Here is a 26897-nt window from a genome sequence, read left to right as displayed (position 1 = left end):
CGACGGCGTCGCCGTGGGAGATTCCAACGGAATCGGCGCGGACAGCCTGTGCAATCCGGTGGACGTTGCGGTGGACAGTTCCGGCAATCTGTATGTGGCCGACGCCGACAACAATCGCGTGCTCGAATATCTTACCCCGTTCGCCATTTCCGCGCCGATTGCCGGACAAAGCGCCGGTCAAGTGTGGGGACAAAACGGCAGCTTCACGACCACCGGATGCAACTTCGGCACGGCCACTATCAACGGCCTCTCGATGTGCTTACCCGAAGGAGTGACGGTCGATCGGTCGAACGATCTGTACGTGTCCGATACGGACAACAATCGCGTGCTCGAGTTCAACCCCGGCGATACGGTCGCCGACAACGTGTTCGGACAAAGCGGAATCTTCACCTCCGGGCTGTGCAACGGCGGCGACGTTCCGAGTGCGGACACGCTGTGCACTCCGCGCGGGCTGGTTACCGACCCAAGCGGCGACCTGTTCATTTCAGACACGGACAACTCGCGAGTGCTCGAATTCAATCAACCGCTGGCGGCGCTCAATGCGACCACCGGCGCGGGCGATACGACTGCGGACCTCGTTTTCGGCCAAGGCGGTGGCGGCACGAGTTTCACGACCCAAGTGTGCTCGAGCTCGAGCGCCACCGGAATTTGCAATCCCGCCGGTATCAGCCTCGACGGTCCGGGCAACTTGTACGTTGCCGACAAAACCAACAATCGCGTGCTGCGTTTCGATCAACCGGTAGTTCCGTCCGCGAGTCCAACGCCGACTACTACCGCAACCGCGACCGCGTCAGATACGCCGACTGCGACTGCGACCGATACGGCAGTAGCCACCAACACGCCCACTGACACTCCGACTGCAACTGACACGCCGACCGCTACGGCAACCGATACTGCCACGGCCACGGCGACGGCGACTGACACCGCAACTGCGAGTGCAACGGCGACTGCGACTGTTACCGCGACCTCAACCGCCACGGACACGCCGAGCGATACGCCGACTGCGACCGCTACTCCGACCAACACGGCGACAGCGACTGCAACGCCGACCGATACTGCAACTGCAACTTAGACCGCGACCCCGACCGACACCGCAACTGCAACCGACACCGCAACCGCAACTGCGACTGATACCGCAACTGCGAGTGCGACCGATACAGCGACCGCAACCGCAACTGCAACCGACACCGCAACGGCGACTGCGACTGACACCGCGACTGCAACTCAGACCGCGACTCCGACCGCATCAGCAACAGCGACCGCCACCACGACTCAGACGGCGACTGCAACCGATACTGCAACTGCAACTCAGACCGCGACTCCGACCTCATCAGCGACAGCGGCCGACACCGCAACGGCGACTGCAACCAACACCCGTCCGCGACTCCGACTGCCACCGATACAGCAACAGCAACGCCAACTCAGACATCGACAGCGACGGCAACCGACACCGCCACTGCGACTTCAACTCCCACGGCCACTCCCACCGCCACCGCCGTCCCTGTCGCGCTTAAGGTCTCACCGCATCGACTCAAACTCGGCAAGGTCGTGTTCGGCAACGGCGCCGTCAGCAAACCCCAGCACGTCACGATCCAGAACAAGAGCAAGACCACGGCCGTCACGTTTTCGAGCATCGTTGCCAGCGGTGATTTCGCGATGGTGAGCGGATGCGGCGTGACGATCGGCCCCAAGTCCAAATGCTCGGTGACCGTAACCTTCTCGCCCACCGCCCTCGGCACGCGCGGCGGCACGCTCACCATCAGGAGTAACGCGAACAATTCGCCGAGTTCTGTCGGTCTGACCGGGATCGGCACTCAGGCCAAGGAATAACGGTGGCGATCAATTCGCCAACGCGCGCGGATCCAGATGCGGACCGCTCAAATGAATGACGCGGCCCTCGTCGGGCGTGCGCTCCCGGAGCCATCGCGCGACGATCGTCATCGGCTCCAGCTCGCCTCGCTCGACGGCTTTCAACTTGTACCGCTCGTAGTTGCCGGCGACGAACTCTGCCACTTCGCGCGCAGCCTCATCACGATCGAGCAGCAGGGTCATCGCGAGGCGACCCGACAGCACGACGTGCGCCCTGCGATCGTCAGCCGCGCCGGTCACGATCACGAGATTGTTCTCCGTCACCACTTCGCTCAGCCGGGTCGCGCGATGCACCAGCGTGGTTAGCGCTTCGAGATGGCTGCGAAAACGCGCGGCCTCCTCGAAGCGCATGGCGGCAGCGGCCTGGTCGCGCGCCCGCGCCAGTTCACCGAGCAGCGGGCCAGTGCGGCCGCGTAGAAATCCAACTGCGCGCCGAACGCGCTCAGCGTATTTTTCTTCGTCGATACTCAGGTTGCATGGCGCGGTGCAGTGGCCCATCTGCCCGTAGATGCACGGCGAAACTTCCCCACTCGGCGCGAGCTTGCCGCCGCAGGTGCGCAGGCCGAGAATCCGCGACAGCGCGCGCACTGAATGCTCGATGCCGCGCCGCCCGATGAACGGGCCAAGATGCATGACGCCGCGCCGCGCGCTCATCTTGGTGGAAAGCATCACGCGCGGAAACTCGTCCATCATGTCGAGCTTGATGAAATACGCTGGCGCCGCGGATTTGAGCATGCGATTGTACGGCGGTTTCAGCTCGCGGATCAGCCGCGCTTCGTCGAGCGCCACCTCCAGCGGCGAGCGCGTCGTTCGCGTCTCGATTTTGTAAACGTGCGAGATCAGTTCCGCCGTCTTCGCCTTCACCGACGCCGTGAAGTATGAGCTCACCCGCTCCCGGAGCCGCCGCGCCTTACCGATATAGAGCAAGTCGCCGCGCTCGTTACGCATCAGGTACACGCCGGGTGCATGCGGAAGCGCCGCGATTTCCTCGGGCGGTACATGACGCTCGATTCTCCTGCCCGCAAGTCCGCGATGATGATCGTCGAGTAGGCGATCGAGCCGCGTGATGCCCATCCGCTGCGCCATCTCGAGGAAAATCGACAAAATCTCCGCGGCCATCCGCGCGTCGCCGAGGCCGCGATGCCGTCCTTCGAGCGAGAGTCCGAAATGGTTCGCGAGCAAATCGAGCCGGCGGCGCTTGAGCGACGGCATGAACCGGCGCGCCATCCGAAGGGTACACAGGACAGGATTGGCGAGGCCGATTCCGAAGATGCGCCGGTATTCGAAGTCAAGGAAGCCGAAGTCGAAGGCCGCGTTGTGCGCGACCATCACGCGCTCGCCTATGAACTCGCGAAACGCCGGCAGCACTTCCTCGATCGGCGGCGCCTCGCGAATCATCTCCGTCGTGATCGACGTCAGCCCCGTGATAAAGCGCGGCACGACCCCGCCCTGCGGCCGCACGAGTTGCGAAAAGGTCTCGGTGAGGCGCTTACCAACCATCCGGTAGGCTCCGATCTCGATGATCGTGCCGGGGCCGGCGCGACCGCCGGTGGTTTCCAGATCGACGACCGTGAACTCAGCCTGGTCGAGCTCGACGCGCAGCCGATCGCTCTGCGCCAGCCGCCACTGCGCCGTGTCGATGTCGAAGATGAAATTCGGATCGCCGTCGAGCAGGTGGCGCACGAGCCGCGCGCCGAGTTCAGGGTCGGAGCCGACGCCGCTCAGCAGCAGACCAATCAACTCGCTTGAGTCGGCGCCGGCCGGCCGCGAGCACAGGAACTGATACAGCTTCTGCTTGGCCGAGACGCCAAAATGACGCTGATTCCCGCCCGGGATTCCCGCTTCTTCCAACCGCCTGCCCCTTCGTCCTTCCTTCGCTTTAGCAGGGACGATGCGCCGCGGCAACGCCGCCTTTCACGCCGCGACCGTCACGGAATGTTCTTGACGATCTTGCGATACTCCTCCTCGTTGAAGGCGCGATGCGTCTCCGTCCGCACGTTGCCCAGAGCGCCGACCGTCAGCGACAGTTGCGCCATGACATCGTCGTTCGGCGCCTCGACGATGAACATCGAATCGTACTGTCCCATCAGCGAGTAGAAGTCCTTTACCTTGGCGCCGTGCTGACTGAAAGTCTTCTTCGCCGCATCGACCCGATCGGGCGAGCCTCGAAGATGGTCAAGTCCCTTGAGTCAGATGAAACAAAACCACGTAGTGGGCATCGAAAATTTCACCTCCCTGAATTTTCGACGCCAATATCCCACATCGGAAAGTCTGCGGCCAATCCCGCCGCGTCGCCCGCCTATGGCTCGCGCCCAGCTGTCGCGTTAGAATACTCCACCTGACAAGGAAGGTATTTGTCGATGGAACGCGTTGAATTGACCCGCGAATGCGAAGGCGTCCAGGTCCCGGCCGGGAACAAGATGATGCTCGAAAAAGGGCTCGAGGCCTTTATCACGCAATCGCTCGGCGGAACCTTCACTCTGCAAGTCCCCGCGTATGGCGGCCTGTTTCGCGTGGCGGGCAAGGACGCCGACGCGCTCGGCAAAACGCCTGAGGATGCGGGCGTCGTGTCAGCGTCGGGCGGCGGCGACCTCGAAGCGATGGTCTGGGAGCAGCTCAAGACCTGCTTCGACCCGGAAATTCCCGTCAACATCGTGGACCTCGGCCTCGTCTATGGAATGGAAGTTAAGGACGCCGGCGACGGCACCAGGAAAGTCGAAGTCAAGATGACGCTGACGGCGCAGGGCTGCGGCATGGGCGCCTCGATCGCGACCGACGCGCGCTACAAGATCATGAGCCTGCCGGGCGTGTCGGAGGCGGACGTCGATTTGGTCTGGGATCCGCCATGGACGCCGCAGATGATTTCCCCCGAAGGCCGCGAGCGCCTCGGCATCGACTAACTGACTAAGCAACGTACCGCAGCCTCGGGGGACCGCGCTCACAACGCCCGATGCGTTGACACGGCTGACTGCGTCCGATAATCGTGTTCGTTCGGCATAGCGATGTTTGCAATAGTAAAGACAGGCGGAAAGCAGTATCGCGTCGGCGTCGGCGACCAGATTACGGTCGAGCGGCTCGCCGGCGAGGTTGGCGCAGCTATATCACTTGACCAGGTGCTCGCGGTCGGCGGCGAAGCGCCCAAGGTCGGCACTCCGGTCGTTGCGGGCGCGTCGGTGACGGCGAAGATTGTCCAGCAGCCGCGCGGCACGAAGATAATCGTGTTCAAGAAAAAGCGCCGCAAGAATTACCGCCGCAAACGCGGCCATAGGCAGGAACTGACCGTTCTGAAGATCGAGGAAATCTCCGCGGGCGCATAGTCGTCGCGCGAGTTCTATTTTACCGCGGCCCGGAAGGCCGCCCATTAGAGGAGAGCCTTCCATCACTGATTCCAGAGGCGGAATCCTGAATCGCGCGCGAAACGAATCGCGTGCTGAATAAGGACCCTCACCTTCGATCCTCTCCCTGGCAGGGAGAGGGGAAAGAGTTTCAGCAGGCTTTCGATTCAAGGAGACACTGCGTGGCGCACAAAAAAGGACAGGGTTCGACGCGCAACGGCCGCGACAGTCCGGGCCAGCGCCGCGGTATCAAGATTTACGCGGGCCAGACCGTCAAGGCCGGCAATATCCTCATCCGCCAGCTCGGCACGCGCGTGCATCCGGGGCGCAACGTCGGTCTCGGCCGCGACTATACGATTTACGCGCTCATCGACGGTGTGGTTAAGTACGAGCCGAAGGGTGAGAAGCGGCAAGTGAGCGTCGAGCCGCTCCCCGCCGGTGACACCGCAGCGGCGTCCGCGTAGATCGTTATCCAGCGAGATTGAGCTGAAGCCCTGCGGTTTGCACCGTGGGGCTTCTCTTTTTTAGTGATTCGAATTTTGACTTTTTGATTTTGCTTGCGTATTTCCGCAACTCGCGACGGGAGGAATTTCGATGCGACTAGGTTTACTTTCCGGCTACTCGGGCGCGCAGATGGGCTTGCCGATGGACACGATCCTCGAGGCTGAGCGCGTTGGCTTCGACTCCGTGTGGACGGCGGAGGCGTACGGCTCCGACGCGATCACGCCGCTGGCGTGGATCGGTGCGCTGACAAAGAAAATCCGGCTGGGCACCGGTATCATGCAGATGCCGGGGCGCACCCCTGCCATGACTGCGATGACCGCCATGACGCTCGACGCGTTGTCGGGCGGCCGTTTCATCCTGGGTATCGGGCCGTCGGGTCCGCAGGTGGTCGAGGGCTGGCACGGCGTGCCGTACGGCAAACCGATCCAGCGCACGCGCGAGTACATCGAGATCGTGCGCACGATTCTCGCGCGCGAAGTTCCGGTCGAGCATCACGGCAAGGAATTCGACATCCCGTACACCGGTCCCGGCGCATCGGGACTCGGCAAGCCGCTCAAGAGCATCCTGCACGGGCGCAAGGACATGCCGATCTACACCGCGTCGATCAGCCCCAAGGGAATCGCGCTCGCGGGGGAAATAGCAGACGGCGTAATTCCGGTCTGGATGAATCCAGAACGATGGGACATCTATGACGTGCCGCTGAAGGAAGGCTTCGCCAAGACCGGCGGCAAGAAGAGCCTCGACAATTTCGACGTCGCGCCGTTCGTCACCTGTATCATGGGGCCGGACGTCGAGAAGTGCCGGATGCCGGTGAAGGGGATGCTCGCGCTGTACATCGGCGGGATGGGCGCGCGCGCAAAAAATTTCTACAACGACTATGCGAAACGGCTCGGTTACGAAGATGTCGCGGTGAAAATCCAGGACCTGTACCTCGCGGGCAAGAAGGCCGAGGCGATGGCGCTGGTGCCCGACAAGCTGGTCGATGAGGTCGCGCTGGTCGGGAACCGCGAGCGAATCGCGGACCGACTCAAGGCGTGGAAGGCGTCGCCGGTCAAGACGATGCTGATCGGCACCGGCGATATCAACACGGTGCGCGCGCTGGCGGAGATTTGTCTGTAGGAAAGCTTTGCATAACGGCCCGGTGGTAATACGGAGGCAGAATCTTGAATCGCGCGCGGAATAGCGCGCTGTATAAAGACCCTCACCTTCATCCTCTCCCTTGCTGGGAGAGGAGACAGAAACATGCGATTTATCGATGAAGCCAGGGTATTCGTGCACGCCGGGAAGGGGGGCGACGGGGCGATCGCGTTTTTGCGTGAGAAGTACCGGCCGTTCGGCGGGCCGGCGGGCGGCAACGGCGGGCGCGGCGGCAGCGTAATCTTCCAGGTCGATGAAGGCCTCTCGACGCTGCTCGATTTCAAATATCAGCCTCGTCTGATCGCGAAGGACGGCGAGCCCGGCCGCGGCAAGGAACAATACGGGCACGGCGCCGACGACGTCGTCGTGCGCGTGCCGCCCGGCACGATCGTCTTCGACGAGGAGAGCGGCAAGACGCTCGCGGACCTCGTGTTGCCGGGTGACACCGCGGTAATCGCGCAGGGTGGCGAGGGCGGCCGCGGCAACATGCACTTCGCGTCGTCGACGCGGCGCTCGCCGCGAATCGCGACTCCCGGAACCGCGGGCGAGCAGCGATGGGTCCGGATGGAACTGCGGCTGGTCGCGGAAGCCGGGCTGGTCGGATTGCCGAACGCGGGCAAATCGACGCTGCTGACGGCGCTCAGCGCGGCGCGGCCGAAGATCGCGCCCTACCCTTTCACCACGCTCGCGCCGAATATCGGGCGCGTGTCTATTTCCGACGAGGAAAGTTTCACGCTCGCGGATATTCCCGGGCTGATCGAAGGAGCGCACAAGGGGCTTGGGCTTGGGATCCGTTTTTTGCGGCATCTGGCACGCACGCGGTTGATCGTTTACGTGCTCGACGCGGCGGACGATCCGGCAGCCGCGTTCGCGACCGTGCGCGGGGAGATCGCGGCGTTCGATCCTATGCTCGCGGAGCGGCTGGCACTCGTCGCGCTCAACAAAATAGATCTGCTCGATGCGGCCGCGGTGACCAAGATCGCGCGCAAGCTGCGCAAGCTCACCGGGCTCGAAGTCTTTCCGATTTCGGCGGACAAGAACGAAAAGCTCGCGCCGTTGGTCGCGGCGATCGCGCGCATGCTTCATACGATGGATCAGCCGGCCCATGTCTCAACTGAACTATAAGGAATCGACGGTCGCGCGCGCGCGGCGAATCGTGATCAAGGTCGGCAGCGCGGTGCTATCCGACGTCGACGGGCTGCGCGTCGACGTGATCGAGCAGCTCGCAGCGCAGATCGAGTCGGCAGTACGGGCGGGGCAGGAAATCGTGATCGTCACGTCGGGCGCGGTGGCGGCGGGACGCGCGCGGTTGTCGAAACTTCACGGCGCTACGATCGCGGCCCGCCAGGCCGCTGCCGCCACCGGCCAGATCGATCTGATGTCGGCGTGGGCGAGCGCATTCGGCGCTCATGATCGGAGCGTCGCGCAGATTTTGCTCACGCATCAGGATTTGGCGGAACGCCGGCGCCGTCAGAATGCGAATCAAACCATTGCTGAATTACTCGGCGCGGGCGTGATTCCAATCGTCAACGAGAACGACACGGTCGCAGTCGAGGAAATCCGGCTCGGCGACAACGACGTGCTGTCGTCGCTGGTCGCGAGCCTCGTGCAGGCGCAGCTACTGATTATTCTGAGCGACGTCGATGGCGTGCTGACCGGCAACCCTCGCGAGCGCAGCGATGCACGGCTGATTCCCGTGATCAGCGATCCCGAAGCCGAAATGCGCGGTCTGGTCGCCGAGAACGCGGGCCCGCTTGGCAGCGGCGGGATGGCGACCAAGTTGAAGGCGGCGCGGCAGGCGACACGCGCGGGAATCGCCGTGATAATCGCGCGCGGGCGCGAAGCTGGAATCGTCACAGCCGCGCTGGACCCGGCGCGCAACGCGGGCACGCTGATCGTTCCGGCCGGAGTGCGGCTCAAGAGCCGGAAGCATTGGATCGCATTCGCATTGCGGCCTGCGGGATCGCTCGCGGTCGATAAGGGCGCGGCCGACGCGCTGTGCAACCGCGGACGTTCTCTCCTGCCTTCGGGCGTGCGCGAGGTGCGCGGAGATTTCGGCGGCGGCGACTGCGTGAGCCTGCTCGATCCCGACGGCGTCGAGTTCGGCCGCGGGTTGGTGAACTATCCCGCGTCGGATGTGATGAAAGTGGCGGGCAGACGCTCGACTGAGATTCCAACGCTGCTCGGCTACAAGGTGGCCGACGAAATAATCCATCGCGACAACTTCGTGCTGATGAAAGAAATCGCGTAGCGCATGGAACGGTAAGTCATTTTATTGAATGTGAACCCCGTGGGTTTCCCGCTTCCTAGGACAGGGCGGCCTCTTCCCGCAGGGGGTGAGGCAATTCCGGATCCTGGCTCGCAGCGCGTATCGCTTCGGCACCAACATACGGCGTCTCGCGCCGGTTTGGTTCTACTCGGCGCGCTCGTTAGATTCGATAGTGAGCGATAGGCACTGAAAAATCGCTCGCTATCTCCATGGACAGCAACGGCAACAGCGAATCTCCCGACCGGATCGGCGCGCGTACCCGCCGAATCGCAATTCTCACGGCCGGCGGCGATGCCCCCGGCATGAACGCCGCGATTCGCGCCGTGGTCCGCAGCGCGGCGGTCGCGGGAATCGACGTGATCGGATTCAGGCGTGGTTACGAGGGTCTCATCCGCGACCTGGCCGAGCCGCTCAGCGGCCGCTCCGTCGCCAACATGATCCAGCGCGGCGGCACCTTCCTCGAGACCTCGCGCTCGCCGGAGTTCCGCACACCCGCCGCCCGCGGCCTGGCGGCCCGCAACCTGAGACGTCACCTGATCGAGGCGCTCATAGTAGTCGGTGGCGAAGGCTCGATGACCGGTGCGACGGTCTTCGCCGGCGAGACCGGCATCCCGATCTTTGTCATCCCGGCGTCGATCGACAACGACATTCCCGGCACCGACTACTCGATCGGCTTCGATACCGCGGTCAACACCGCGCTCGACGCCATCGACCGAATCCGCGATACCGCGTTCGCCTACGAGCGCGTCTTCTGCGTCGAGGTGATGGGCCGCGACTCGGGCTTTATCGCAATCGCGGTCGCGCTCGGCGGCGGCGCCGAGGCCGTCATCGTGCCGGAACTCCCGTTCAGCCTGGACGACATCTGCGATCGCGTCGAGGATAGCCATCGCCGCGGCAAACGCTCGACCATCGTCGTAGTGTCGGAGGGTCCGCGCACCGGAGGCGTAATCCCGGTCGCCGAGGCCCTCACCGCCCGGCTCGGGATGCAGGCGCGCGTCGTCGTGCTCGGCCACGTTCAGCGCGGTGGAGCGCCCACGGCCCGCGACCGGCTGCTCGCGAGCCGGATGGGCGCGGGCGCCGTCCGGGCCGTCCTCGACGGCGCGGGACCTTCACTGATCGGCGAGGAGCGGGGCGCAATCGTTTGCGTCCCGCTGGGCGAGGTCGCCAATAAGCGCCGCCCGCTGGACCCCTCGCTGATTGAACTGGTCCATCAGCTCTCCACCTGACCCCGAGAGACTTCCGAAAATCAGCGAGATCTCCATACGCCGCGCGGTGGAATAATCCGCGGGCATGCCCGGTCGGTATTACTGGATGACGGGCGTGTAGCCTTCAACTTTGGGAACCAATGGCGACACTCGATGGTTAACAGAGCGCATGGGGACCGTCTCATCGCGGTCGATGAGAGTCCTGCCGGGAGCATTCCGGATGCGCTCCCGAGGACGCTAACGCCCCGGGGTTTTGCAGATGTCCGAAGGTTTCCAGCTGACTTCCGATACCGCGGTCGAACGCTTCGTCGGCCTGAACCAGATTCTTCCCAGCCAATACTACGACCTTTCCGGCGGCCATCGCCTGACCGGCGAGCAGCGCCTGATGCTCGCGTTGCTGGCCGACGCGATCAACGTCTATCAGCAGGGAGTCCTGTCGCGGAATACGCGCAAGCGCCTGTTGTTCATCGATGCCGAGCGATGGATCACGGCCAGCGCGAAATGCCGTCACGCATTCAGCTTCGACACTGTATGCGACGCGCTGGGAATCAACCCGAGCGTGTTGCGGCGCCGGATGCTGGCCTGGAAGCATGAACTCCGCCGCAACGTCGAGACTCGAGCCGCGACGCCTCATCTGCGGCTGAAGATCACGCCGCGGACCAAGCATCTAAGCCGGCGCCGCCGCACCCGAACCCAAGTCGCAGTCCCCGCCTTCTGATGAACGACGCCTCCAGAATCGCGGAAATTTGGTTCCTCACCCGCCGCGCGTGGACGAGCGTCGGCCTCTCCCGACTGCGGTCGCTCAAAAGGCCGCGGTGGTTAGGCGGTGGTGAGTTGGCGGTCGGAGATTTTGGGGGCGGTTAGATCGGTTACGCCGAGCATGAAGCGGCGCAGGGTTATGCGGTGACTCTGAGCGAAGGATTCGAGCAAGGCCAGTTGCGTGGCGGACAGGGTTTCTTGTGCGATTACGATTTCGTCGAAGGGGGTGCGCGCCATGATCGTTTCCAGATCGGCGAGCGAGCCCAGCACCGGGTAGCCATGGAACAGCTTGCCGTGCTTGAAACTGTCGTCGTCCAGCAGTCCCAGCAGTTCGGTGTTCGCGCTAATCGCCGAGTGCAGATGTTGAACGGCCGCCGCGCCGCGAGCATCGGCGCCGACAATCACAAGGCGCCCTGCGGAATGCGCCAGGAAGCGGCCGATGCGCTGGAACAAGTGGAACGACCAGCGCGTACCGACCAGGAAATTGAACAACAACAGGACGAACATCACTGCCGCCGCGCGTGAAATGATTATCGGCAGGAACGACGACGCCAGCTTGACCGCGAGCCCCGCGATCATCGCCGCCAGCGCAAAGCGCACGGCCTCCGCCAGTCCCGTGTAGCGCCATATCCCCCGGTAAACGCCCGCCACCAGGAACGAGCAGCAGCCGATCGCCACGATCCACGGCAGGCCCGCAATCATCTGGTCCACCTGCGCGATGCTCAGGTCGAAGTCGTATCGCAGGAGCATCGCGCCAAAATACGCCGCCGCCACCACCAGCGCCGCATCGAGGAACAACTCGACGAAGCGGCGCTTGTAGCCGAAGCTCAGAATGACGCGCGAGCGCGGGCAGGTCCTCGATTTGACCGGGCGCCTCCGCGTCGAACGATCGATCCATCATGAACAACGCGACCAGCGCGAAAAACAGCGCCATATAGGGAATCAGCAGCACCGCGTCGTATCCGGGCACCAGGCTGAGCGCGATCGCGCATCCACCCGCGATCACCTGCAGGCCGATCAACGCCGCCGCCGCCCTCCACGACGACAGGCCGAGGCGAGTCAGCCGATGGTGCGAATGGTCGAGGCCGCGCCTCGAGACAGGATTTCCCGTCGCCAGCCGCGTCACCGTAACGGTCACGGTGTCAAGCAGCGGAACCATCAGCGCCAACAATGGCATCGCGAAACGCGCCGGCAGAGAACCTTCGCCAAGGCGGCTGCCCTGAATCGACAGCACGCCCAGCACCAGCCCGACCGCAAGCGCGCCTTCGTCACCCATGAAGACGGAAGCGGGGGGAAAGTTGAAGACCATGAATCCCGCCAGCGCTCCGGCAATCGCCAGCGCCGCGAGCATCGTTCCGTCGTGCTGATGCAGTCCGGCCACCGTGGCGATACTCAACGCGGCGACAATTCCAACTCCCGCGGCAAGGCCGTCGACCCCGTCGATCAGGTTGAAGGCGTTGGTCGCGGTGACCAGCCAGAAAATCGTGAGCGCGATGTTGACGGGCTGGTAGGGGAAGAAGTCGAGATGGGGCCCCCACCAGACGAGGGCAGAAATGGCGGCAAGCTCCAGCATCAGCTTGTGGCGCGGCCGCAGATCGACGATGTCGTCGAGCAATCCGACCAGGCACATCGCGACCGCGAACCCCGCGAGCCACGGGATACTGTGATACGGCAACCCTGACAGGATTCCGACGAAGCCGATCGCGACGACGAAGGCGGCCATTACGGCCAGGCCTCCGAGCAACGCGGTCGGCTTTTCATGGGGGCGGTCGGTCGAAGGTTGCGCGACGATGCCGAAGCGGAGAGACGCGGCTTTTGCGACCGGCATCATCGCGGTCGCGACCAGGAACGCAGAGAGAAGCGTGAGCGCTATTTCAAACTCGGTGGACAATCTTGCTTTTTACGCTCTTTGCTTTGGTTACTAATTAAAGCCTGCCGCCGCCCATCGCGGCCCGTCGTAAGCGCGTCCGGCAGATTAGCGCTGTTCGAGGGTAAAGGCTAAACCCTCGATTTCGGGTACGCGAATCGCTGGCCATCGTGTCGAGGCTGAGCGGTTCATTGCCTCGGTCACGTGACCATGGCAGAGGATCGATGCTACGTCAAGGTAAGCTATGGTGATTTATTGGGCGTGTACGCAAGTCCGCAACTGCCGCGATTTGCCGGCCAAAGCTTACGTACTTTCTGACCTAAAATGCTACTTTCAGCGGACTTCTATTGCTTCATCACGATCACGTTGCCGTCGTTATCCACCTTCAGGCAATCGACCTGCTGCCCCGAATAAAATGCTCCGCAAATCGACTTGTCGACGCTCGGGCATTTGTAAAGGTTGGGCGCCGTCTGCTCGCATTGGGTGAGGTCGAAGTGCAGTTGGGTCTGCGCCTTGTTCTCCTGGGCCTGCGACGGCGAGAAAATGTAACATCCCGCCAGCGCGATCGTCGCCGCCGAGACCATCCACGCCGCAACTCGTATCGAGCGTCCGCTCATAACGCCTCCCTCCCTCATCTTCATCGTGAGTAACCCCGCAGTGGCAAGGATTTATAACGATTCGACGCGCATCACAACTGGGCAATCGTGATTATCTTTAGTGGTCAGGAGTACCGACAATGCGTTCATCTTTGAAACTGGTTTCGGATGGCGCCGCACGCAACAGCAGCCGTCCGTTCCCTCATGATTCGTCCGACGAGCGTCTGTTCGACGCGTACTCGCGCGCCGTGACGGGCGCCGCCGAGTCCGTCAGTCCAGCGGTAGTGAATATCGAGGTCTCGCATGCGACCGAATCGCGGAGCAATTCGCGCAATCCGGACGCGCCGGCGGGCAGCGGATCGGGCTTTATCGTCGCGCCCGACGGCTACATCATCACCAACAGCCACGTCGTTCACCGCGCGTCGCGAATCTCGGTCACGCTTTCCGACGGTCGCAAGTCTGACGCGCAACTGATCGGCGACGATCCGGAAACCGATCTTGCGGTGATTCGAATCAGCGGCTCGAACCTGGCGGCCGTGTCGCTCGGCGACTCGCAGGCGATTCGGGTTGGCCAGCTCGCGATAGCGATTGGAAATCCCTACGGCTTCCAATGCACCGTGACCGCGGGCGTGGTGAGTGCGCTCGGACGGTCGTTGCGCGCGGGATCGGGCCGCCTGATCGACAACGTCATCCAGACCGACGCGGCGCTGAATCCCGGCAACTCGGGCGGGCCGCTGGTCAACTCGCGCGGCGAGGTAATTGGCGTCAACACCGCGATCATCCTGCCCGCGCAGGGAATCTGCTTCGCGATCGCTATCAACAGCGCCAAGCTGGTCGCGGGGCATCTGATCAAGGACGGCAAGATAAGCCGCGGCTACATCGGAATCGCCGGCCACAACGTCGAGCTGCCGCGCCGCTTCGTGCGCTTCTATCGGCTGCCCGCGGAGACCGCGGTGCGCGTCGCATCGGTCGAGGCGAACAGTCCGGCCGCGCTCGGCGGCATCAAGGAAGGCGACCTGTTGATTCGACTCGGCGATTCTCCGATCGCCGGCATCGACGACTTGCAGCGTCATCTCACGATGAGCCAGGTCGGGGTGCGCACGCCGGTCGTCGTGATTCGCGGGACGGAGCAACGGATGCTCGAAGTGGTGCCGGCGGAAGTCGCGCACAAATCGCGCGCTTAAGTCCGCGTGTTTGGAACCCAACCCCTAACCCCTCCCCTCGGGGTGATTGTGTTGCTATTGACCCACACGGCTGAAAAGTCTATATTCAGCGTATGGAAACACTAAGCGCATTCGACCGACGCTTTCCAACTGAAGAATCGTGCAAAGACTTTCTAGCCGCACAGCGCTGGCTCGATGGTGTGCGTTGCCCTCGCTGCAATCGCAAAGAGAAAGTCTACGCGATCAAGCCGTATCAATGGCGTTGTCGCAACGCAGATTGTGGTGGTCGCAACGGGTACAAATTCAGCGTCATCACACACACGATCTTCCAAGATACCAAGATTGAATTGAAGCTATGGTTCCGCATCGCCTACTTCATCCTGACTGCGAAGAAAGGAATGAGCGCTCTACAGGTGCATCGCGTCGTGTTCGGTGAAGATTCTGGCCACGACTATCGGACCACTTGGTATATCTGCCAGCGCTGGCGGGCCGCGATGAAGGGCGACGTGATGCCGCTCACTGGTGAAGTGGAAGTTGACGAGACTTTCGTCGGCGGCAAAGCGCACAATATGCACGCCAGCCGGCGCAAGGCGCTCGCATTGACCGGCACAAAGAACAAAATCGCTGTCATCGGCGCAATCGCCCGCAAGGGAATGATCGTTGCGAAAGTGATTGAGAATACCGACACCGCGAAATTGGACAAGTTTGTCCGCCAGACCGTTTCCAAAGATGTGAAACTCGTTGCGACCGACGAGCACAGCGAATACCGGCTCTTGGGCGCTGACATGAATCACCACGTGGTTCGGCACAGCGCTGGCGAGTACGTTGTCGGCACTACTCACACAAACACCATCGAGGGATTCTGGAGTCTGTTCAAGCGCGGGATCATCGGTTCGTATCACAAAGTCAGCAAGGAATATTTGCCGCTCTATGTGAACGAATTCGCATGGCGTCTCAACAACCGCAAAAACTCAAACGCATTCGCGGATTTGATTGCGACGTGCAGTAACTAGCCGCGCAAACGTGGAAGCGCTAGAATATCGCGGTGGCTTCCACAAGGGCAAAGGGCCGACCGGCCCGCAAACCATACGTACCAAGCGCCGAGCAGCGCGCCGACGACCAGCGAATAAGAAAAGAGTTTGAGAGTCTGACTGACGCCGACATCAAGAAGTTTGAAAAAACGTTGGGCAAAGCGATCAAACCCTTGCTCACGCAAACGTCTCGCCGCGCTTAAGCGCCTTAAGACAGTTTCACATCCCTATTCAACGTGATGCTGATCGCACGATTTTTTATCGCCTTCCTCAGATCAATCAGCACGTGAATTCTCGCAGATACTACGCGCCGACGATCTTCTTCTAACGCCTGGTCAATACGCCCAACTCTCAGAAAGTTTCTGAATTCCTTATGCCATTCTCCGCCAAGAAATTTTCGTAAAACTTGTTGAGTTAGCGCGTCCCAATGTGTCGCCTCATCTTGGGTGACAATGGGTTGTTTGAGAAGTGATTCCCTTAGTCTAATTCGCGCTCGGATCGCACGTTCGCATTTCCCAAAACGACCGAATCGCCACAGTAAGAACGGCACCAATAGTTCACCGATGCCGCCTGCGGATATCAAGACAAAGGCGATAACGAACGCCACCAATGCTGCGGAGTCCTGCTGATTGTTTATTAGCGCCAATCCGATTCCCGCAACGCTTAGAGCTAACGCGAACCAGTAGTACAGTCGCGATGGCATTCGTGCAGCATACTAATTTTACGACAATTCGGCATCGGGGTTTTATCTGGTTTCGTCCGGCAGCATTCCGATGATTTCGGGGCTAGGATTCGGAAATCGTTCTTCGATGTCAGCGATCATTCCTTGAATCGTGCTACAACAAATAGCCCACAAATTAAGCGCTTCGGCCATAATTAAGGTATCTTCGGGATGCAGCAGCGGATTGCGGTGCAATTCCCTTATTTGGTCAATCGAGTTGATCACCTTCTTGTTTGCACCCGTCTCTTTGAGCAAATCAGTGTATTTTCCCCAGTTTCGTTGACTCGCTTTTTCAACCTTTTTGCCCCATGCTTCAAGATATTTCACAAGAACGGCCTCGGTCGCCCGCGCGATATGGAAACCTGCGGCAGTTGGAAGGTCAAAAGCGATACAACGACCAGCTTGGTCGGTATCTCGCTTTGCGATTTCTGGAATGCGATTCGCATAACCTTCAAAAACTACACGCGCACCGTAAATCAGAGAATCAACGGCAAGAATGCCGGGCTGTTTAACAACGTAAGTCCAAGACCTACCAAGATCGGCCTCTTACACAATTTGAAATTGCGCGAGTTTTTCGGTCAAATCCGACAGAAGTCTTGAGTCCAGAGGCTGAGCCGCAGTCTCCAAAGTCATCTTGGTGACCGCTTTGTCTATCTGGTCAAGCACGCCTTTAAGCGATTTGTACGCGCGTTGGGAAGTTGGCAGCGGTAATAGCGGCTTCCCTAAGACTCTTGAAGTATAGAGAACATCCAGTGCTATCTGAGCATTGAGCAGTGGCTCTGATACGGCAGCCAGCGAAGTCGGAGCAGCTTGTGTCAATGTCTGCAAGTCACGTCCCAACTCATAAAGAAAAACGGTATTGAACCAATCTAGAGCCATCGAGTCGCACCTCGGTTGGAGATTCGTCGTCGCCGCCCTGTTCGTCGGTCGAGCTTATCCCCTCTGTGGGTGCATTGCAACACAACCCCCTTCCCTCGGTGTTACGGCCAGGCAGGGGCGGCGGCCGGCGCGATCCACTGTTCACTTACTGTCCACAAACGCTGAGCTACTGCGGGATCGTTCGCTTCTGCGCTGCAGGGCGTGACACGACAGTTCTGCAGGTATTGTCCAGCCAGGTCCGACGCTGGTTCGTGGACAGTCGCATAGACGCTGGTCGCCGCACCCTGAACCGGACTCTTGGTAAAGGGACTCACCAGTTTCATCAGTGCGCCGAAGAGCATGGAACTGCGGCCGATATCGGTCGTGACTAGCGTGCCCGGGTGCAGCGCGCAGGCGACCAGACCGCGGTTGCCATAGCGCGATTGCAGCGCCTTTGCCATCAGCACATTGCACAGCTTCGCCTGACCGTATGCCGTCATGCCTCGAAAGTTCTCGCGCGTCATCGGTAACCGATCGAAATCAAGCTTCGCCGGCGTGCGATGGCTCAGGCTCGACACCATGACGATCCGCGGGCTCGCGGACCTGAGCATCCGCGGCATCAGCAATCGTGCGAGAAGAAAGTGACCGATGTGGCAGACGCCCACCATTCGCTCGAAACCTTCCTCCGTCTCGGCCCAGGTCATCTGCAGGAGACCCGCGTTGCAAATGAGGGCATCAATCCGATCGGCATTCAGGTGCTGCGCGAAACGCGTGATGCTCGCGAACGACGCGAGGTCGAGCTCCGCGGACTCGGCCTTGCATCCGGAGTGCGCTTCGCGCGTCCGGGCGACGGCGGCTTCTCCGCTTGCCGGCTGTCGACATGCGAAGATGACGCGCGCCCCAGCGCTGGCCAGCGCTCGCGCGGTCCATTCGCCGATTCCGGTGTTGGCGCCAGTGACGACAATCGTGTGGCCGGAGAGGTCGCGGCCGGCGACGACATCGTAGGCGCTGGATCGCGATCCGAATTTCGGTTCGCCGTTGGCTGCATCCATTGGTGGGTCGCCTCCTTTGTCACCGAATCGGGTCCGGGATTTATACCATCGGACGGGGGATTTCGAGGAGCAGTATGGGCGAAGAAACCTCCCCCCCAACCACCCCCTCGCATTGGTGGAAGGGGGGACTGGATTGTGGGGCGGGAGACCGGTGCCGGTGTTATCCGACGATTATGTTTTGCACTAGCGGTGGCATTTGGAGCGGCCTCAAGGCGAATGAATTTTACCCTTTGTGCCCGTGGCCTTTAGACGTGGGTGAGGCAGTGGGAGTCGCAGTCCTGGTTGCCGTCGCGGTTTTGGTCGGAGTTGCGGTCTTGGTTGCTGTAGCCGTCGCTGTTCTAGTCGGGGTTGCGGTCCTAGTTGGTGTCGCCGTTGCTGTTTTGGTCGTAGTGGCCGTTGGGGTACTCGTCGCAGTGGATGTCGGGGTAGGTGAGGCGGCGCCGGTTCCGGCAAGTGCGTCGATCAGGCTGGTTCCGTTTGGACTGCCCCAGCCGGTCGCCAAATCGTAGCCGGTTACTGCCGGAAAGCCGTTACTACCGCTGGTGATGTCGTGGAAATCGGTGGCAAAGTCTGGCCCCACACCAAGCGAATAAAGAATCGGATTGATGAACCCCAGCTTCGAATTGCCATTGGCAACCGCCTGTTGATTGACCAGAGAGAGGTAGCCGGCCCACATGGGTGCAGCAAAACTTGTTCCGCCCCAGTAGTTTGCAATGCAGGGGCTTTGGTTGGCACAGACGTAAAAGTCAAAATTGGCTTCTGCCGCAACATCCGGCGAGTTCCGCAAGCTCGTCGACCCCTCGTTGGTCGAGGTTATGACGCCTGCGAGCTGCTGCCAGGAGGGAATTGGAATGGCGCCCGGCGTGTAGTAGCCGCCGCCACCGTCGGCCCAGGCGGTTTCTGAACTCCAGCCGCCCGCGCTGCTGGTCTGTAAGTCCGTGCCGCCGACCACTGTGACATACGCATCATCCGCGGGGTAGACATACGTGGAAGACGAGGTATACGCGCCACTGTCGCCGGCTGCTTGAAACAAATTTTGACCCTGCGCCGCAAACTTTTTGAAGTAGGGGTCGTCAGTGCTGGGGTCCGACGGGCTCCAGGTCCACGATGAGCTCAATTGCGCATCCAGCGGGGAATGCGTAGACATGGCGCTGAAGATGGCGGTATCGGAGGACCCCACGTAAACATTTAGTGCGGTCATGCCCGGGGCCATGGAAACCGCCTGAGTTATGTCGATGGTCTGTTCAGTGTCATCACAACCATCCGCATAGAGGCAGCTCAAGCTGGTACCGTCAGTGGAAATGCCGTCGATAGGGACAGTATTCTTCTGGCCAGCGTTCGTGAAGTAAGTGTTCACGTCGGCTGTGTCATATCCGTAGTACTCCAGCAACCCGAGCGTCTGGCCCGTTCCGGTGAGAGCCGTTCCCCCGTAATAGGCCGACCTCATGTCGCTGCCGCAATATGAGCTAGATGGACAGGAGCCGCTAACGGCAGCGGACTTCGCAATCAGATTTCTATGCTGGGCTGCGGGATGCGGGATCGAATAGTTGTCCAAACCTGAGATGTGCCACAGCCGAAAAGGCAGGTCCACCCCGGGCTCCCGGTCCGGCGCATAGAATGTGCGGTTTTCCGTAGGGTGCTGATAGACACCCATGGTAACATGCAAGGCCTTTTCGATGGCCGCGACCGAGCCCTCGAGCTGCACGTCCATACCATCGCGGGAGCCGCCAACCACGGTTAAGCCGCTCGTTTTCGCGAAACCAATCACAGCGTCATAGTCCCCCTGAGTGGGACCAAACCTCGCCGTAAACTCTTGCACCGTAAGGAAGTGCCGGTAGGAGGGGCTCGTAGGATCGTAGAGCTCCTGCAAGAAATTATCCAACTCTGTCTGATTGCTCAGCGCCAGCACGATGTCGAAGCGCACTGACTTTGTTGCGGGGAGTCGCCCGATTAACTGCGCCTGCCCACTGAGAGTCACTTCGCGCACATGACGCGTTAACGGAACCTGTTCTTGCGCCCGGCAAACGATACTCGCGCCTGAAACGGTCGCGACGATGGTGAGCAAAAATACACTCAATCTTCGAATCATGATTTCCTTTCAGCCGGCACTTCCGTTTTCAGCAGCAGTTATCGCGGAATCTCGGATTTCCGTTGCACATAGTATGCTTCCGAAGGAAACAACAAAGAAATCGGCATTTCCGAGGGCTACGACCAAGAGTTTGAAATGATGGTACCAGCAACTTCTATGCCTTAACATTGCGTTGAAAGTCGGTACATCCAGGGGCCCGTGTAGCATGTCCGATACAGCCAAAGAGTCGTTGATGCAACACAAGCTCAGAAGAGTTCATATGGTAATCGGCAGGAACGAAGACGCCAGCTTGACGACGAACCCCGCCATCATCGCCGCCAGCGCAAAGCGCACGATTTCGGCCAGTCCTGTGTAGCGCCAAATCCCGCGGTAAACGCCGGCCACGAAGAATGATCCGCAGCCGATGGAAACGGTCCACCGCAGGCCCGCAATCATCTTGTCCACCTTCGGATACCCAGGTCGAAGTCCTCGGCGACTCGCCGATCGCCGGCATCGACGATTTGCAGCGTCATCTTACGATGAGCCAGGTCGCGGTGCGCAGGACGGAGCAACTGAGGCTCGATGTCGTTCCGGCGCACAAATCGCGCGGCTAAGTCGCACGCTTGCGCATAGATCGGAGCGCGGGTTACAAGGAAAACCTTGCCACAAGCGAGGTTCTCCGATGAGCACAAAACAGCGCTACGCGATTCCTGTGGACGCGACCGAATGGGCGGTGCCGGGCAGCTTCGACACGGTGTTCAAGTGGGAATACCAGGAGGGCAGCGACGCGCTGCGCAAGCTGTACGAGAAGGGCAAGAATCTTCAGTGGAACACGACGACGCGGATCGACTGGTCGCAGGATCTCGATCCCGAAAATCCGCAGGAGCTGCCCGACGAGAGTATCTCGATTTTCGGATCCGACCTGTGGAACCGGCTCAACCGGCAGGAGCGCGCCAACCTGCGGCGGCATATGCAAGCGTGGTCGGTCTCGCAATTTCTGCACGGCGAGCAGGGCGCGCTGATCTGCACGGCGAAAATCGTGCAACAGGTGCCCAACGTCGATGCGAAGTTCTACGCCGCGACGCAGGTGATGGACGAGGCGCGTCACGTCGAGACCTACTCGCGGCTGCTGCACGAGAAGTTCGATCTCGCCTATCCGATAACGCCACCCCTCAAGCGTCTGCTCAATGACGTGCTCAGTGATTCGCGATGGGACATGACGTACCTGGGGATGCAGGTACTGATCGAGGGGCTCGCTCTGGCGGCGTTCGCGGGAATCCGCGACACCGCAAAAAATTCGCTGGCGGCGGCCGTCAACGCTTACGTGATGCAGGATGAAGCGCGGCACGTCGCCTTCGGGCGGCTGGCATTGCGCGACTACTATCCGCAGCTCACGCAGCCGGAGCGCGATGAGCGCGAAGAGTTCGCGGTCGAGGCCTCCTACCTGATGCGCGACCGCTTTCGCTCAGAGGAAGTGTGGGAAACTTTGGGACTGCCGGTCGAGCAATGCGTCGAGTACGTCGATTCGTCGCCGGACATGCGCGAGTTTCAGTCGCGGCTGTTCTCGCGGATCGTTCCGACGATCAAGAATATCGGGCTCTGGGGGCCGAAGATTCGCCGCGCGTACTCGAACATGGGCGTGATGGCTTACGCCGATCTCGATAGCGACCAACTGATGGAGAATGACGAGAAGGTGGCGCAGGAGTTCGACGCACGGATGGGCCGCGGCGCGGAGAAGTAAAGTCACTTCATCTAATGTGAAACCCACCGTGGGTTTCACGCTTCCCTGGGCAGGGGTGACCCCTGCACCCAGTGAGCAGAAAAGATGCGGGACTTCGTCCCTGTTAGAACAGGTTGGTGTGAAAAAGAAACCCTCCATTAGAAAGTCGCGGCGCGACGATCGGGCGCTGTGGGATGTTGTGTTTTCAGTGTACGGTGCGCCGGCGGTGCTGCTCGCGCACAAACTCAGACTCTTTCCATTTCTCGCGGAGAAGCCGCGCTCGTTCGACGAGATCTGCGGGTGTCTTGGAATCGCGAACCGGCCGGCTGAGACGATCCTCGCGGCGAACGCGGCACTGGGTTTTGTCAGACTAAAGAGCGGCCGCTACGCGCTCACCCCACTCTCCGAAGACTATTTGCTCGAAAGCAGTCCTAGCTACTTCGGCAGCTACTTCGATCTGATAATCGACAACTACCCGGTTTGCTCGATCGAGAGCCTTGAGAAAGCAGTGCGCACAGATTCGCCGCAGGTTTATCACGGCGCCGAAGTCTTTAAGTCCCACGACGAGCAATCCAACTTAGCCAGATCGTTTACGCGAGCCATGCACAGTATCAGCATGGCGCCGGCGCTGGCTTGGCCGAGCGCAATTAGTTTGTCGAAGTGCAAGACGATGTTGGACGTTGGTGGCGGATCGGGCGCGCATAGTATCGGCGCCGTGACGCGATGGCCGAAGTTGAGGGCGACGGTCTTTGATATTGCACCGGTGTGCGAGGTCGCCCGCGAAATCGCGCAACAAGCCGGCCTGCAGGATCGCGTCAGCACACACGCCCTCGATATGTGGAATGATGCGTTTCCCCCGGCCGATGTGCACTTCTATTCGTACATCTACCACGACTGGCCGCCGGATAAGTGCCGCTTGCTGAGCCGTAAGAGCTTTGAGAGCCTTAGACCGGGTGGACGGCTGATTGTCCACGAGGTGCTCTACAACAAGGACAAGACCGGGCCGTTTGCCGCGGCCGCATACACGATGATCATGCTCGGATGGACGACGGGGAGGCAGTACTCCGGACACGAGATCGCGGAAATGCTGCGTGAAGCAGGCTTCAAAGATATCAGAGTCAAGCCGACGTTCGGCTACATGAGCATCGTCACCGGGGTCAAGCCTTAGCGCGGCGGCGCGCCGGACAGCTCAACCCATCGGGCCTTGATACACCTCGCCGAAGCGGAGGCCGAGCTCGCCAGGAATCGCGAGGTTGGCGTCGCGATTGGTCTTGAGGCAGACGACCGCGGGGCCGTCCGCTGACTTCGCGCCGTTGAGCGCCGCTTCGAGATCTTCCATGCGCTCGACATAGAACGATTTGCAGCCGAGGCCCTCGGCGACCTTGTCCCATCGCACGGTCCCCATCTCAGTGCCGAAGGTCTTTCCCCAGAGCCGCCGTTCATTCGGCTCCTCCATCGTCCATGAACCTTCGGCGAACACGATAACCCTGACCTTCAGGCCTTCGCGCGCCGCCGTTTGCATCTCCATGAAGTTGAATCCCGCAGCGCCGTCGCCGCTGACGCAGACAACCTCGCGCTCCGGATTGCCAAGCTTCGCTCCAATGGCGGACGGGATTCCGGTGCCGAGCATTCCCAGCTCGAGGATGTTGAGGTAAGAGCGCGGCCTGGTCGACGGCAGAAACCAGAGCGACCACAACGAGGTGTTGCCGCCGTCGGCGACATAGATACTGTCGGCGCCGAAGACTTTGCCGATTTTTTCGATCGCGTGCGCCGGATGGATTCCGGGTCCGCTCCACTTCGCGACCGATGCGAAACGCTTCTCGCGCCATTCGCGGGCGGTCTCTCGATAGCGCGCCAAATCCTCACCGCCTTTGCGCTGGGCTCGCTTTGTTCTGAGCACGCGCAGCAAACCCTCGAGCGCGCTTTTCGCGTCGGCAACGATCGCGAGGGCCAGCGGCCGCGTGACGCCCATGTTGCGCTGATCGATATCCACCTGGATGAGTTTTTGACTGGCGGGATCGCCCCAGTACTTGTCGTACGGAATGTCGAGATTGCCCATCCGCGAGCCGGCGACAAGGATCACGTCGGATTCGCGGCGCGCGAGGTCGGCGCCGGCGCCGTAGCCGTAGAGGAAGTTCGGATGATCGAGCGGCACCGACGAACGTCCGGCAATCGAGCCGATGACGGGACAGTTGAGCAGCTCGACGACGGCAAGCAGCGCTTCGTTGGCGCCGGCGCGATCCACTCCCGCGCCCGAGATGACGAGCGGCCGCTTCGCGCCTATGAGCATCGCGGCTGCCTCTTCGATTTGCGCTTCAGATGGCAGCGGGCCGGCAGCGCGGTATTCCAGCGGCTTCAGCACCCGGACTTTTGTGTCGTCACCGGTCGCGTACATCACGGGCGCAGGTATCTCGATTTGTACCGGGCCAGGACGCCCGGTCCACATCTCACGAAAGGCGATGCGCATTACTTCGGGGATTCGATCCCACGAGAGAATCGGACCGCTCCACTTCACCACAGGCTTGAAGATTTCGAGTTGGTCCTGGCCCTGGAAGGTCGAAGGCGGCGAGGGATAGACGATCCCGAGGCGATGCTGCGCAGTGATGACGACGACGGGCACGCCCTCGTGCCGCGCAGTGATCACCCCGGGCAGAAGATTCGCGGAGCCGGGCCCGGGATTGCCAAGCACGGCGGCCACCTGCCCTGTAGTCTTGTACAACCCTTCCGCCATGTGGACGGCGGCAGCCTCGTGACGAACCGGCACGAACCGCACTTCGTACTGCTCGAGCTTGGCGAGCAGCGGATCGACCTCGGGACAAGGGATCCCAAAGACGAAGCGCACACCCTCGGCGACGAGACATCGCAGCAGCAGCTCAGCTCCGGCGATTTCGCTCATAAAATCCTCCTGCCGGCCGGGTTAGCAGCGGATGAAGCGATCGAAGCGGCCTGGCCAGCCTCTTAGATGGCACAAAACAGGGACGACATAACAGCGCGATGACTCAGGAAAAGTTGAGCGGCTCTTCTCTTGGTGAATGCAGCGAACGAATTTGCGCGCGGCCAGGTAGCCGCTTAATTCGTGGTGGCAGCGGCGGCAGTGCGCTCTGCGATCAACCGATCCAGCTCGGCGCGCAGCTTGGGCAATACTTCTTCGTAGCCGAAATAGCCCAGCTTGCGATCCTTCTTTTTGAGATTCACCGTCGTCGGACCGCACCACAGCCCGAGGTCGGCGTCATCCGTCTCGCCCGGCCCGTTCACACGGCATCCCATGATCGCAATCGTGATCTTGTACTTCTCGGCGTAGACCGTGAGCTCCTTCACCTGCTGCGCCAGCTCGACGAATTTCATGTTCTCGACGCGCGAGCACGACGGGCACGAGATGATATTCAGTCCCGCGCCGAAGTCCGGCACCGAGATAAACCTGCCCGCCGCGACGTCCTGGATAATCTTGTGCCCGACCAGCACTTCCTCATGCTTGCGCTCGTTGGGCAGCGTGAGCGAGACACGGATCGTATCGCCGATACTTTGCGCGAGCAGTTTCTCGAACGCTATCCGCGTCTTGATGATCCCGTCGGGCGGCAACCCCGCTTCGGTGACGCCAAGATGTATCGGGACGTCGGGCCGCCGCTTCGAGAAGCGGCGATTCGCGTCCATCACCTTGACGGGATCGGAATCCTTCAGCGACACGACGAAGCGGGTGAAGCCGAGCTGGTCCATCAGATCGCAATGGTACGCGGCCGACTCGACGATCGCCGCGAGTTGATCGCCCGGGTACTTGTCCAGGAACGCCGGCGCCACCGAGCCGCAGTTGACGCCGATCCGAATCGCGACGTCGTTGTCCCGCGCCACATCGACCAGCCACTTCACCTTCTGCTCGATCGTCTTCGACTTCTCGATATGGTGCAGATGCCCCGGGTTGTAGCGGATCTTGTCGACGTGCGGCGCGACGCGGTCCGCGATTTTGTAGTTCTCCTGCAAATCGACCGACAGGACGACACCCTTGGTCTGCTCGCGGATCTCCTTGACCGCCGGGATTTCCTTTTCGCTGTCGATCGCGATGCGCACGATTCCCGCGCCCGCATCTGCCAGCTGATGCGCCTGCGCGACGGTCTCATCGATGTCGATCGTCCGCGTCGCGCACATCGACTGCACCACCACCGGCGCGTCGCCGCCGACCTTGGTACCGCCAATCGTTATCTGCCGTGTTTTCCGATCTTTAAGCGCGTGATCCATTCCCACCTATGCTGCCGAATGCGCGCCAGGCTTGCTAGTGCTTGTGCTCGTCCGCAACCGCCATCGCAATTGCGCCATGACTGAACGCCGCGCCCGCACGCATCGCCGCCGCGACCCACACCGCCTCCGCAATCTCCTGGTTGGTGCATCCTTTCTCTTTCGCGCGCGTGACGTGCGCCTCGATGCACCAGGGGCACTGCGTCACGTGCGCCGCCGTGATCGCCATCAACTCTTTCGTTTTGCTTGGGATCGCCCCGTCCTTGAAGACTTCCTTGTCGAATTCCAGGAAGCCCTTGAACGCGTCGGGCGCATTCTGGCGCAGGTTGCGGAGATACTTCGAGGTTTCCTTGCCGTAGAAATCTGCCATCGCGATTCCCCTTGGGCCGCCCTTTCTTAGTGAGGATGCAACTATAGCAGAGCGTCCGTGCGTATCGACAACAATTGTTTTTTGCGCGCGGGCGCCATTCGCTTACGCTAATTCTAACGTTATCGCCAGACAATTTTTGCTTATCC

27 protein-coding genes and 2 pseudogenes are annotated in these 26897 nt (G+C 61.1%); 14 read left to right on the top strand and 15 right to left on the bottom strand.

The window, feature by feature from the left end; all coding sequences use genetic code 11:
- Positions 1–13 precede the first annotated feature (13 nt).
- Positions 14–1072 carry an NHL repeat-containing protein gene (locus tag VJX68_RS07715; RefSeq protein ID WP_324095092.1) on the top strand — a complete coding sequence of 353 codons (1059 nt, stop codon included), beginning with the start codon at positions 14–16 and terminating at the stop codon, positions 1070–1072.
- On the opposite strand, the gene VJX68_RS07710 is transcribed toward VJX68_RS07715, so the two are convergent.
- Entirely contained in the window at positions 1069–1212 is a 144-nt protein-coding gene (locus tag VJX68_RS07710; RefSeq protein WP_324095091.1) for a hypothetical protein, read from the bottom strand. The two genes, VJX68_RS07715 and VJX68_RS07710, sit on opposite strands and share 4 nt — an antisense overlap.
- A 336-nt stretch (positions 1213–1548) precedes the next feature.
- Between VJX68_RS07710 and VJX68_RS19310 the strand changes: the two genes are divergently transcribed.
- On the top strand, positions 1549–1830 hold the full coding sequence (locus VJX68_RS19310; RefSeq protein WP_414643464.1) for a choice-of-anchor D domain-containing protein: 282 nt from the start codon (positions 1549–1551) through the stop codon (positions 1828–1830).
- A gap of 9 nt (positions 1831–1839) precedes the next feature.
- Here VJX68_RS19310 and VJX68_RS07700 read toward each other — a convergent pair whose 3' ends face one another.
- Together VJX68_RS07700 and VJX68_RS07695 are read right to left on the bottom strand one after the other, a co-directional pair.
- Positions 1840–3720: an exonuclease domain-containing protein gene (locus tag VJX68_RS07700; protein ID WP_324095089.1), complete on the bottom strand. Its 1881-nt coding sequence runs from the start codon at positions 3718–3720 to the stop codon at positions 1840–1842.
- A gap of 77 nt (positions 3721–3797) precedes the next feature.
- A pseudogene (locus VJX68_RS07695) lies at positions 3798–4040 on the bottom strand (GYD domain-containing protein); the annotation flags it as partial.
- Between the two features lie 189 nt (positions 4041–4229).
- On the opposite strand from VJX68_RS07695, the gene sufT reads away from it, so the two are divergent.
- From sufT to VJX68_RS07655, 8 genes are all read left to right on the top strand, one after another.
- Positions 4230–4769, top strand: a complete 540-nt coding sequence (sufT, locus tag VJX68_RS07690) for a putative Fe-S cluster assembly protein SufT (protein ID WP_324095088.1) — start codon at positions 4230–4232, stop codon at positions 4767–4769.
- A gap of 102 nt (positions 4770–4871) precedes the next feature.
- The gene (rplU, locus tag VJX68_RS07685) at positions 4872–5186 is read left to right on the top strand and encodes a 50S ribosomal protein L21 (RefSeq protein WP_324095087.1); all 315 of its coding nucleotides are present in this window, start codon (positions 4872–4874) and stop codon (positions 5184–5186) included.
- A 200-nt stretch (positions 5187–5386) separates the two neighbouring features.
- Positions 5387–5668, top strand: coding sequence for a 50S ribosomal protein L27 (gene rpmA, locus VJX68_RS07680; RefSeq protein WP_324095086.1), 282 nt, complete (start codon positions 5387–5389; stop codon positions 5666–5668).
- 130 nt (positions 5669–5798) lie between these two features.
- Positions 5799–6827 (top strand): LLM class F420-dependent oxidoreductase, encoded by a 1029-nt coding sequence (locus VJX68_RS07675; protein ID WP_324095085.1) that lies wholly within the window; start codon positions 5799–5801, stop codon positions 6825–6827.
- Positions 6828–6950: 123 nt separating this feature from the next.
- The gene (gene obgE / locus VJX68_RS07670; RefSeq protein ID WP_324095084.1) at positions 6951–7970 is read left to right on the top strand and encodes a GTPase ObgE; all 1020 of its coding nucleotides are present in this window, start codon (positions 6951–6953) and stop codon (positions 7968–7970) included.
- The gene (gene proB / locus VJX68_RS07665) at positions 7951–9096 is read left to right on the top strand and encodes a glutamate 5-kinase (RefSeq protein ID WP_324095083.1); all 1146 of its coding nucleotides are present in this window, start codon (positions 7951–7953) and stop codon (positions 9094–9096) included. Before obgE ends, proB begins: the two co-directional genes overlap by 20 nt.
- Before the next feature lie 227 nt (positions 9097–9323).
- On the top strand, positions 9324–10340 hold the full coding sequence (pfkA, locus tag VJX68_RS07660) for a 6-phosphofructokinase (RefSeq protein ID WP_324095082.1): 1017 nt from the start codon (positions 9324–9326) through the stop codon (positions 10338–10340).
- A 238-nt stretch (positions 10341–10578) separates the two neighbouring features.
- The gene (locus VJX68_RS07655; RefSeq protein ID WP_324095081.1) at positions 10579–11037 is read left to right on the top strand and encodes a hypothetical protein; all 459 of its coding nucleotides are present in this window, start codon (positions 10579–10581) and stop codon (positions 11035–11037) included.
- 101 nt (positions 11038–11138) lie between these two features.
- Here the strand turns inward: VJX68_RS07655 and VJX68_RS07650 are convergent, their stop codons facing one another.
- The 3 genes and pseudogenes from VJX68_RS07650 to VJX68_RS07640 all read right to left on the bottom strand — a co-directional run bounded on the left by VJX68_RS07650 (position 11139) and on the right by VJX68_RS07640 (position 13562).
- Positions 11139–11780 carry a nucleoside-diphosphate sugar epimerase/dehydratase gene (locus tag VJX68_RS07650; RefSeq protein ID WP_324095080.1) on the bottom strand — a complete coding sequence of 214 codons (642 nt, stop codon included), beginning with the start codon at positions 11778–11780 and terminating at the stop codon, positions 11139–11141.
- A gap of 526 nt (positions 11781–12306) precedes the next feature.
- A pseudogene (locus VJX68_RS07645) lies at positions 12307–12801 on the bottom strand (MraY family glycosyltransferase); the annotation flags it as partial.
- Between the two features lie 488 nt (positions 12802–13289).
- Entirely contained in the window at positions 13290–13562 is a 273-nt protein-coding gene (locus VJX68_RS07640) for a hypothetical protein (protein ID WP_324095079.1), read from the bottom strand.
- A gap of 119 nt (positions 13563–13681) precedes the next feature.
- Between VJX68_RS07640 and VJX68_RS07635 the strand changes: the two genes are divergently transcribed.
- Together VJX68_RS07635 and VJX68_RS07630 are read left to right on the top strand one after the other, a co-directional pair.
- The gene (locus tag VJX68_RS07635) at positions 13682–14725 is read left to right on the top strand and encodes a S1C family serine protease (RefSeq protein WP_324095078.1); all 1044 of its coding nucleotides are present in this window, start codon (positions 13682–13684) and stop codon (positions 14723–14725) included.
- A gap of 92 nt (positions 14726–14817) precedes the next feature.
- A complete protein-coding gene (locus tag VJX68_RS07630; protein WP_324095077.1) occupies positions 14818–15717 on the top strand; it encodes an IS1595 family transposase in 900 nt (299 codons plus the stop codon).
- Between the two features lie 226 nt (positions 15718–15943).
- Here the strand turns inward: VJX68_RS07630 and VJX68_RS07625 are convergent, their stop codons facing one another.
- The 6 genes from VJX68_RS07625 to VJX68_RS07600 form a co-directional block, all read right to left on the bottom strand.
- Positions 15944–16438 (bottom strand): hypothetical protein, encoded by a 495-nt coding sequence (locus tag VJX68_RS07625; RefSeq protein ID WP_324095076.1) that lies wholly within the window; start codon positions 16436–16438, stop codon positions 15944–15946.
- A gap of 42 nt (positions 16439–16480) precedes the next feature.
- Complete coding sequence (locus VJX68_RS07620) at positions 16481–16783, bottom strand: hypothetical protein (protein WP_324095075.1); 303 nt, start codon at positions 16781–16783, stop codon at positions 16481–16483.
- 219 nt (positions 16784–17002) lie between these two features.
- Positions 17003–17335 carry a hypothetical protein gene (locus tag VJX68_RS07615; RefSeq protein ID WP_324095074.1) on the bottom strand — a complete coding sequence of 111 codons (333 nt, stop codon included), beginning with the start codon at positions 17333–17335 and terminating at the stop codon, positions 17003–17005.
- Between the two features lie 101 nt (positions 17336–17436).
- A complete protein-coding gene (locus tag VJX68_RS07610) occupies positions 17437–18366 on the bottom strand; it encodes an SDR family oxidoreductase (RefSeq protein WP_324095073.1) in 930 nt (309 codons plus the stop codon).
- 223 nt (positions 18367–18589) lie between these two features.
- On the bottom strand, positions 18590–20455 hold the full coding sequence (locus VJX68_RS07605; RefSeq protein ID WP_324095072.1) for a S53 family peptidase: 1866 nt from the start codon (positions 20453–20455) through the stop codon (positions 18590–18592).
- Positions 20456–20710: 255 nt separating this feature from the next.
- Complete coding sequence (locus VJX68_RS07600) at positions 20711–20899, bottom strand: hypothetical protein (protein ID WP_324095071.1); 189 nt, start codon at positions 20897–20899, stop codon at positions 20711–20713.
- Positions 20900–21116: 217 nt separating this feature from the next.
- Between VJX68_RS07600 and VJX68_RS07595 the strand changes: the two genes are divergently transcribed.
- Entirely contained in the window at positions 21117–22175 is a 1059-nt protein-coding gene (locus VJX68_RS07595; RefSeq protein ID WP_324095070.1) for a ferritin-like domain-containing protein, read from the top strand.
- A gap of 118 nt (positions 22176–22293) precedes the next feature.
- Positions 22294–23322, top strand: a complete 1029-nt coding sequence (locus VJX68_RS07590; RefSeq protein WP_324095069.1) for a methyltransferase — start codon at positions 22294–22296, stop codon at positions 23320–23322.
- A gap of 21 nt (positions 23323–23343) precedes the next feature.
- Here the strand turns inward: VJX68_RS07590 and VJX68_RS07585 are convergent, their stop codons facing one another.
- The 3 genes from VJX68_RS07585 to VJX68_RS07575 form a co-directional block, all read right to left on the bottom strand.
- Positions 23344–25050, bottom strand: a complete 1707-nt coding sequence (locus VJX68_RS07585) for a thiamine pyrophosphate-binding protein (RefSeq protein WP_324095068.1) — start codon at positions 25048–25050, stop codon at positions 23344–23346.
- Between the two features lie 173 nt (positions 25051–25223).
- Complete coding sequence (gene ispG / locus VJX68_RS07580; RefSeq protein ID WP_324095067.1) at positions 25224–26384, bottom strand: (E)-4-hydroxy-3-methylbut-2-enyl-diphosphate synthase; 1161 nt, start codon at positions 26382–26384, stop codon at positions 25224–25226.
- A gap of 34 nt (positions 26385–26418) precedes the next feature.
- Positions 26419–26751, bottom strand: a complete 333-nt coding sequence (locus VJX68_RS07575; RefSeq protein WP_324095066.1) for a carboxymuconolactone decarboxylase family protein — start codon at positions 26749–26751, stop codon at positions 26419–26421.
- Positions 26752–26897 lie beyond the last annotated feature (146 nt).

The organism is Binatus sp. (SeqCode), from assembly GCF_035272065.1.
Classification (GTDB): domain Bacteria; phylum Desulfobacterota; class Binatia; order Binatales; family Binataceae; genus Binatus.
The sequence above is the reverse complement of the archived record's forward strand: the minus strand, read 5'-3'. Positions and strand labels throughout refer to the sequence as shown.

Excerpts from the sequence above, each read along its gene's own strand:
- proB (WP_324095083.1), top strand. The coding sequence starts at position 7,951 with ATGTCTCAACTGAACTATAAGGAATCGACGGTCGCGCGCGCGCGGCGA.
- sufT (WP_324095088.1), top strand. The coding sequence starts at position 4,230 with ATGGAACGCGTTGAATTGACCCGCGAATGCGAAGGCGTCCAGGTCCCG.
- VJX68_RS07635 (WP_324095078.1), top strand. The coding sequence starts at position 13,682 with ATGCGTTCATCTTTGAAACTGGTTTCGGATGGCGCCGCACGCAACAGC.
- obgE (WP_324095084.1), top strand. The coding sequence starts at position 6,951 with ATGCGATTTATCGATGAAGCCAGGGTATTCGTGCACGCCGGGAAGGGG.
- VJX68_RS07575 (WP_324095066.1), bottom strand. The coding sequence starts at position 26,751 with ATGGCAGATTTCTACGGCAAGGAAACCTCGAAGTATCTCCGCAACCTG.
- VJX68_RS07675 (WP_324095085.1), top strand. The coding sequence starts at position 5,799 with ATGCGACTAGGTTTACTTTCCGGCTACTCGGGCGCGCAGATGGGCTTG.
- VJX68_RS07625 (WP_324095076.1), bottom strand. The coding sequence starts at position 16,438 with ATGCCATCGCGACTGTACTACTGGTTCGCGTTAGCTCTAAGCGTTGCG.
- VJX68_RS07615 (WP_324095074.1), bottom strand. The coding sequence starts at position 17,335 with ATGGCTCTAGATTGGTTCAATACCGTTTTTCTTTATGAGTTGGGACGT.
- VJX68_RS07610 (WP_324095073.1), bottom strand. The coding sequence starts at position 18,366 with ATGGATGCAGCCAACGGCGAACCGAAATTCGGATCGCGATCCAGCGCC.
- VJX68_RS07650 (WP_324095080.1), bottom strand. The coding sequence starts at position 11,780 with ATGATTGCGGGCCTGCCGTGGATCGTGGCGATCGGCTGCTGCTCGTTC.
- VJX68_RS07595 (WP_324095070.1), top strand. The coding sequence starts at position 21,117 with ATGAGCACAAAACAGCGCTACGCGATTCCTGTGGACGCGACCGAATGG.
- VJX68_RS07640 (WP_324095079.1), bottom strand. The coding sequence starts at position 13,562 with ATGAGCGGACGCTCGATACGAGTTGCGGCGTGGATGGTCTCGGCGGCG.
- VJX68_RS07585 (WP_324095068.1), bottom strand. The coding sequence starts at position 25,050 with ATGAGCGAAATCGCCGGAGCTGAGCTGCTGCTGCGATGTCTCGTCGCC.
- rplU (WP_324095087.1), top strand. The coding sequence starts at position 4,872 with ATGTTTGCAATAGTAAAGACAGGCGGAAAGCAGTATCGCGTCGGCGTC.
- ispG (WP_324095067.1), bottom strand. The coding sequence starts at position 26,384 with ATGGATCACGCGCTTAAAGATCGGAAAACACGGCAGATAACGATTGGC.
- pfkA (WP_324095082.1), top strand. The coding sequence starts at position 9,324 with ATGGACAGCAACGGCAACAGCGAATCTCCCGACCGGATCGGCGCGCGT.
- VJX68_RS07630 (WP_324095077.1), top strand. The coding sequence starts at position 14,818 with ATGGAAACACTAAGCGCATTCGACCGACGCTTTCCAACTGAAGAATCG.
- VJX68_RS07655 (WP_324095081.1), top strand. The coding sequence starts at position 10,579 with ATGTCCGAAGGTTTCCAGCTGACTTCCGATACCGCGGTCGAACGCTTC.
- VJX68_RS07605 (WP_324095072.1), bottom strand. The coding sequence starts at position 20,455 with ATGATTCGAAGATTGAGTGTATTTTTGCTCACCATCGTCGCGACCGTT.